The following is a 6,936-nucleotide window of genomic DNA, read 5'->3' on the forward strand; positions in this document are numbered from 1 at the left end:
AACCGATACCTTTGGTTGGGAAAACCACTGCAAGACCACTCTGCTAAGCCCACTCGGCCGCGATCACCGTGGCCGGCTACGGCAATACAACACCTCCGCCGGGAATAAATTCGTTCGGAGATGCCATCTGTCAGGGCGCGTCCGTTGGTCTGGCCCAGATGGTCAGCCACCCGATCCGCCACTGCTCGTGCAAATCGCTGTCGGCCCGGTAGGGGTTTTTGTCGAGATCATCGCCCTCGGCACAGGCCAGTTCCCCCTCAACCCGCACGATGGAGGCGAGCAGGAGCGGCGGTTGAGGCGCGTGAGCTGTCCGTTTTTGGCTCATGGGCGGAGCTTGGCATAGCGGTCGCCAGAGGCGCGATTCGTTCGAATTGCCAACAGCCTTTTGGGATTGGGCTTCAGCCTCATCTACGCCTTCGGTGCCGCCCTCAGTGGCGCAAGTCGCCGGGTCCGGTTTGATGCTGGAGCTCGCCGTGCGACGCTCATCCGCGCCAGCGATTTTCGGGACCGCCCGCGTGATCAGCCGAGTCGGCAGCGCGGCGGTCGTTTTGCGAAGGGGAGATGATGGAAGATTCGCTCGCGACGACTCTCATAATATTCGTGTGCGTTTTTGGCGCCTTGCTCGTCGGCTTATTCGCGAGCCGCTATTGGCCATCAACGCATCTCGACGAGAGGTCGAAGGACGTCGTGAAGCTCGGGATCGGCATCGTCGTCACCATGACGGTGCTCATCCTCAGTCTGATGGTGAGCTCGGTCAAAGGGTCCTTCGACACGACGGATCGCGACCTCAGGCAATTCGCCACAAGCATCATCGTTCTCGATCGTTCGATCAGTCACTACGGCTCGGACGCCCAGCCGGCGCGCTTGGCACTGCGGCAATATACCGTCAGCGCAATTCACGACTTGTGGCCGACAGGGGCCGATCCCAATATTCGGATCGAGGGTGCGCGATCGGGAAAGTTGCTCGATCAGGTCGAGACCGATCTTCGTGCCCTGAAGCCCACGGATGACGCGCACCGCTCCTACCTCTCAGAGATATTGGCGCAATACGACGCGGTGATCCAGGCGCGGTGGATCTTCATCGACGATAGTTCCGGGAGCGTGCTTCGGCCCTTCTTTTTTGTCGTGGTTGCCTGGCTAATGGTCATCTTCGCGACAATCGGCCTTTACTCGCCGCGCAACGCAACCGTGGTCTTGGTGATGGCCCTCTCGATACTCTCGTTGTCAGGCGCGACTTATCTCATGTCCGAAATGGAGACGCCCTTCAGCGGCGTCATCGTCATTTCCTCCTACCCGCTCCGCAACGCCTTGGCGCAGCAGATGCGGTGAGACTGTCGGTAGAAAAAGCCAGCTCGTGATGCCTGAACATGCTCGCGCAGTTGTTAGCGCCAAGGGCCTTCCACTGTGACGGCACCGCCTGCTATTCCCCGCACCCCATGAAAAAACCCGTCGCACCTCTACAGCCCGTTTGGTGGCGCTTCGCCGTGTCGGTCACCTGCGCCGTGACTTTGTTGTTGGTGGTAGTCGGCGTCGCCGACGTTTGGGTGACACTCCAAGGATAGTGCGGAGGAGCCATTTCGCGCCGAAGACCAGTAGCGCGTGTTGTTACCTCAAAATCCACAGCAATAGGCTGTCAGCATCGCCGCGATCGCGAGCAGCGCGGCTGCAGCGGCGGTCCACCCCGCCGCTTTCGCGTTTAAGCGACCGCTTTTCGCCAATGTCTTTCGCCGTTACGATTACGCACGTGGCGCTTGCTCAGCCAGCCGTCTGCGGATCGCCACACGCCACATGGTCACATCTTCGCGTGGTGACCGGTGGTTCCGCATCCGATTAGACAGGACGCGCGCAGTAGCTACAGGCCCGTCGTCTCTAGTTTGCGGTCAGCGGGCGACCGTCGGGAGGCTTGCGCCAGTGAAAGAAGCCACACACTACTCATTCGTGTCGGGACAGCAAAACCTCGTCCTGACGCTCTGGCCCATAGATGCGAGTGCTTCGCCCCTCTACCTGACACTGGGTACGCATCGAGCCTACGAACTGGCCTCTCACTTGAGGCGGCTTGCCGAGCTTCTTGAGAAACCACCTCGTTAGCAGCATCGTTCGAGTACGGCCGGAGCATTTGTGTCAAGGCTTGTCCTCGACTGAGGATGCCCACGGTTGCGCTAAATCAGCTACTTATCGTCATCGTCTTGGCGGAGAGGGTGGGATTCGAACCCACGGTACGCTTGCACGCACAACGGTTTTCGAGACCGCCCCGATCGACCACTCTGGCACCTCTCCCGCGCGGCGACGGCGCGCGTTATAGGGGCGATAGCCCGCCGCCGCAACCGGGCGCTGAGGCCGCCCGCTCGCTTTGGTCCTAAGCCACTGCCTCGTACAGAGCGGGCCGCTCGGCCGCGGTCAGGGCGGAGACCGCCGCCAGGCCGCGGTCGGCCTCGCTCATAGGGGAAAAAGGGCGCCAGCCCACGCGAGTCTCGACCCGGGCGGCCGCTTCGCGCACCGCGTCGGCATAGGTGGCGAGCGCCTCGCCGATCCGCGTCTCCGGCATCACGATGCTGATCGTCATCTCGCATTGGCCGGCGGCATTGTTCACCGGCGCCGCAATGCAGGCGATGCCGGCATCTGTGCCGCTGTGCTGGCTCGCATAGCCGGCGCGGCGCGCCTCCTCGACCAGAACCGCAAATTCCTCCGGATCGAGCGGCGCCTCGCCAGTCGCCGAGGGCGCGGCGCTTTCGCGGAAGACCTGAAGCCGCGCGGCATGCGCAAGATGGGTGAGGAAGAATCGGCCCGAGACGCTCCAATTTATCGGCACGCGCGCGCCGATTCGGTTGGAAACGCGCAGGTTGCGCGACGCTTCCGCCATATCGAGGATCACCACGAAGCCTTCGTGCCGACCACAGATCTGCACCGTCTCGCCGAGTTCCTCGGCAAGCCGCCGCATCTCGATGCGGGCCTCACGCAATAGGTCAACGTTGCGGCCATAGGCCAAGCCGTAATGGAACATCCGGCTGCCGAACCACACCGCGCCCGAGGCGTCACGCTCCAGCAATCCGGCCTGCACGAGGGCGTCGACGACACCGTAGATTGTGGAGACCGGCGCGCGGATAGCCTTAGCAAGATCATAGGCCGAAACCGGCCGCCCCTCGACCACAAGATGGTCGAGAACCTGCGTTGCTCGAAGGAGGCCGCTCATGCGGGAGCGAGTTTGAGCCGTCGGCTCCTCGATCGGATAGTCCGCAATCTTCACATCCATCGCCCGCCCCCTCGCCCCGGAGCAGAACAGCCCCGACAGCCGCCCCGGAGGTAATCGCTCCGGCCCGAGAAACCGTTACATCGCGTGAACTAAACCCGAAGCAATATCGCTCCAGTGAAGTTTACATCCGCGATGTAGGGCATGGCTAGGGGTAGTAAGGCGTAGGCTTATAGATGCGCGATGCACCGCGTTTACGCTGCAGTGCAACATAAATAACGGGCGTCGTGTAAAGTGTTAGTAGCTGCGACATTGCCAGTCCGCCGATGATCGCTATGCCGAGGGGTCGCCGATACTCCCAGCCGATGCCAAAGGCGAAGACGAGTGGCACTGCGCCAAGTAAAGCCGCGAGTGTCGTCATGAGAATCGGGCGGAAGCGCGCGAGGCTTGCCGCCTTGATCGCCTGGATCGGCGTCATCCCACGATTGCGTTCCGCTTCGAGCGCGAAATCCACCAGCATGATCGCGTTCTTCTTCACAATGCCCATAAGCAGGAAGATGCCGATGATTGCGATGATGGAGAGCGGCGTGTTAGTCGCGATCAACGCCAGCAATGCACCGACGCCGGCGGAAGGCAGCGTGGACAAAATCGTCAATGGCTGTGTCAGGCTTTCATAGAGCACGCCGAGCACGATGTAGATCGCGACAAGTGCGGCCAGTAGCAGCATCGGCTCGGCATTGGTCGATTGCTGGAACAGCTTGGCATTGCCCGCGAAGCTCGTATGGATGTCGTCGGGCAGAAAGATCTCCTGCGTCGCCTGTTGCACGAGCGTGGTTCCCTGGCTGAGCGGGATGCCCGGTTTCAGGCTGAAACTGACCGTCGCTTCCGGAAACTGGCCCTGGTGGCGCACCGTCAGCGGCGCGCTGCCGCGCACGAAATGCGCGATCGCCGAAAGTGGCACCTGCATGCCGCTCGTGCTGCCGACATAGACGCGGTCGAGCTGCGCCGGATCAAGCTGCAAACCGGGCTGCGTCTCCAACACCACCTTATACTGGTTGCGTTGCTGGTAGATGGTCGAGATCTGTCGCTGCGCGAAACCGTTATTGAGCGCCTCGTCGATCGCGCTCATGGGGACTTGCAGACGAGACGCGGCGCCGCGATCGACGACCACATCGGCCTCCGGCCCCGCGCGATCCTGGTCGCTGGTGATATCGGTGAGTTGCGGCATGGTATGCAGCTTTGCTTCGAGCGTTGCCGACCATTGCTGCAGCTCGGCCAAATTGTCGCCGCTCAGCACGAAATCATAATCGCTGGCGCTTTGGCGGCCGCCGGTGCGCAAATCCTGCTCCGGGGTCAGAGTCGCCTTGATCCCGGCGATCTCGGAAAGTGGGCGGCGCAGGCGCGCGATGACAACGTCTGACGTGACATGCCGCTCGCTTATCGGTTTGAGCGAGATATAGAGGTTGCCGCGGTTGAGTGAGGAGAAGCCGGATGCGACGCCGATGCGCGAACCCACTTCGGCGATGGCGGGATCCTTCAGCAGCACGTCTACCACGCGCTCCTGCAGCTTCTCCATCGCACGGAAGGAGATATCCGGCGCGGCAAGCGTCTGGCCCTGCATCAGGCCGGTATCCTCGGTCGGCAGGAAGCCCTTCGGCACGATGACATAGAGCCAGACGGTGAAGATGACGGTGCCGAGCGTCGCGAGATTCATGAGCACGCGGTGGCGCAATACCCAGTCGAGGCTGCGGCCATAGGCGCGAATCAAGCGGTTGAAGGCGCGGTCGAAGCTCACGCTCAACACACGCAAGACCCGGTTTGCCGAGCGGCGCTCCCGCGCGGTGATCGGACGCATGAACCAGGCGCAGATCATCGGCGTGACGGTCAGCGACACGATGGCGGAAATGCCTACCGCCATGACCAGCGTGACCGAGAATTCATGGAACAGCCGGCCCATGATGCCGGGCATCAGCATCAGCGGCGCAAAGACGGCGATGAGCGACAGGGTGATCGAGATCACGGTGAAACCGATCTCCCGCGCGCCGCGCAGAGCCGCCCGCATCGGCGGCATGCCATGTTCGAGATGGGAGTGGATGTTCTCGATCATGACGATCGCGTCATCCACCACGAAGCCCACCGAAATTGTCAGCGCGAGCAGCGAGAAGTTGTCGATCGTATAGCCCATGAACCACATGCCGGCGAGCGTGCCGGCGATGGAGAGCGGGATGGTCACGCCAGCAGCGATGATCGGTACTGCCCGGCGCAGGAAAGCGAAGACCACCACCAGCACGAGCGCGATGCTGATGAGCAGGGTGTATTGCACGTCGGTGACGCTCGCGCGGATCGTCGTGGTGCGGTCGGTCAGGATCGTCACCTTGATGCCGGCCGGCATCAGCCGCATGAGGCCGGGCAGCATCTGCTTCACGCCATCCACCGTGGCGATCACATTGGCGCCCGGCTGCTTGGTAATATTGAGCAGGATCGCGGACTTCTTGCCGCTCCAGGCGGCGAGCCGCAGGCTGGCGACGCTATCGACCACGGTGCCGACATCAGCCAGACGCAGCACGCCGTCCGTCCCTGCTTTCATGACGAGGTCGCGATACTGCACCGCCGTGCCGATCTGGCCATTGAGGAGCAGCGTCTGCGCGCGCTGCGGCCCCTGAATGCTGCCGATCGGCTGCGTGACATTGGCATCCGAAACGACCTGATCCACCGACTGCCCGGACAGCCCGGCGAGCGCCATCGAGGTCGGGTTTAGCTGGATCCGCACGGCGGGTTTGTCGGCGCCGTTCTCGTCCACCTGGGCGACGCCGGCAGCCTGGGCCAGACGCTGCGCCAGGATGGTGTCCACGGCATCGTAAATCTGGCCCGTCGTCAGGGTGTCGGAGGTCAGCGCGATGGTCAGGATCGGCGCGTCGGCCGGATTGAACTTTCGGTAGAACGGCGCGCTCGGCAGATCCGCCGGAAGATCCGCTTCGGAGGCATTGATCGCGGCCTGCACATCCCCGGCAGCCGCATCGACGCTGCGCTCGATGTCGAAGATGCAGATGATCGAGGTGGCACCGGTCGAATTGATCGAAGTCAGCTCGTTCATTCCGGCGATCTGCCCGAGATGCCGTTCGAGCGGGGCGGCGACGGAACTCGCCATGGTTTCGGGGCTCGCACCGGGGCGATTCACCAGGACGACGATGGCCGGCATATCGACGCTTGGCAGCGAGGCGACGGGGAGAAACTTATAGGCGACGGCGCCGGCGATCAGCAGACCGATGGCGAGCAGCACGGTGCCGATCGGCCGCCGGATGAAGGGTGTGGAAACCGACACGGCGGGTTAGCGCGCCGGCTGTGCGGCCGCTCCGCGACGCGGGCGGCGCTGCGGCCGCAGCCGCTCCATGGCGAGGTAGATGACGGGCGTCGTGTAGAGGGTCAGCAACTGGCTCAGCAGCAATCCGCCGACGATGGTGATGCCGAGCGGCCGGCGGATCTCGGCGCCCGCGCCACCCTGCAGGATCAGCGGTAGGGCGCCGAGAAGGGCGGCCATCGTCGTCATCATGATGGGGCGGAACCGCAGCAGGCAGGCCTGCTCGATGGCGACCTGGGGCGAGTGGCGGCCGGTGCGCTGCATTTCGATAGCGAAGTCGATCATCATGATCGCATTCTTCTTAACGATGCCCATCAGCAGCACGACGCCGACCAGCGCCACGATCGAGAGATCGTTCCCGGTCAGCATCAGGGCCAGCAAAGCGCCGATG

At 63.0% G+C, this 6,936-nt stretch carries 5 protein-coding genes and 1 tRNA gene; 1 reads left to right on the forward strand and 5 read right to left on the reverse strand.

The genetic code is table 11. From position 1 onward, the window contains the following. Positions 1-130: 130 nt before the first annotated feature. Positions 131-325 carry a hypothetical protein gene (locus tag GSQ83_RS27670; RefSeq protein ID WP_158806063.1) on the reverse strand — a complete coding sequence of 65 codons (195 nt, stop codon included), beginning with the start codon at positions 323-325 and terminating at the stop codon, positions 131-133. 236 nt (positions 326-561) lie between these two features. Between GSQ83_RS27670 and GSQ83_RS27675 the strand changes: the two genes are divergently transcribed. Continuing rightward, positions 562-1,329: a hypothetical protein gene (locus GSQ83_RS27675; RefSeq protein ID WP_158806064.1), complete on the forward strand. Its 768-nt coding sequence runs from the start codon at positions 562-564 to the stop codon at positions 1,327-1,329. 858 nt (positions 1,330-2,187) lie between these two features. Here GSQ83_RS27675 and GSQ83_RS27680 read toward each other — a convergent pair. The 4 genes from GSQ83_RS27680 to GSQ83_RS27695 form a co-directional block, all read right to left on the reverse strand. After that, a tRNA-Ser gene (locus GSQ83_RS27680) sits at positions 2,188-2,277 on the reverse strand. 79 nt (positions 2,278-2,356) lie between these two features. Next, positions 2,357-3,250 carry an IclR family transcriptional regulator gene (locus GSQ83_RS27685; protein ID WP_158806065.1) on the reverse strand — a complete coding sequence of 298 codons (894 nt, stop codon included), beginning with the start codon at positions 3,248-3,250 and terminating at the stop codon, positions 2,357-2,359. A 145-nt stretch (positions 3,251-3,395) separates the two neighbouring features. Further along, positions 3,396-6,509, reverse strand: a complete 3,114-nt coding sequence (locus GSQ83_RS27690; RefSeq protein ID WP_158806066.1) for an efflux RND transporter permease subunit — start codon at positions 6,507-6,509, stop codon at positions 3,396-3,398. 6 nt (positions 6,510-6,515) lie between these two features. Continuing rightward, the coding region (locus GSQ83_RS27695) for an efflux RND transporter permease subunit (RefSeq protein ID WP_174246742.1) at positions 6,516-6,936 on the reverse strand (421 nt) is incomplete at its 5' end.

Source organism: Acidisoma sp. L85 (genome assembly GCF_009765865.1).
GTDB lineage: Bacteria > Pseudomonadota > Alphaproteobacteria > Acetobacterales > Acetobacteraceae > Acidisoma.

Excerpts from the sequence above, each read along its gene's own strand:
- GSQ83_RS27675 (WP_158806064.1), top strand. The coding sequence starts at position 562 with ATGATGGAAGATTCGCTCGCGACGACTCTCATAATATTCGTGTGCGTT.
- GSQ83_RS27685 (WP_158806065.1), bottom strand. The coding sequence starts at position 3,250 with ATGGATGTGAAGATTGCGGACTATCCGATCGAGGAGCCGACGGCTCAA.
- GSQ83_RS27670 (WP_158806063.1), bottom strand. The coding sequence starts at position 325 with ATGAGCCAAAAACGGACAGCTCACGCGCCTCAACCGCCGCTCCTGCTC.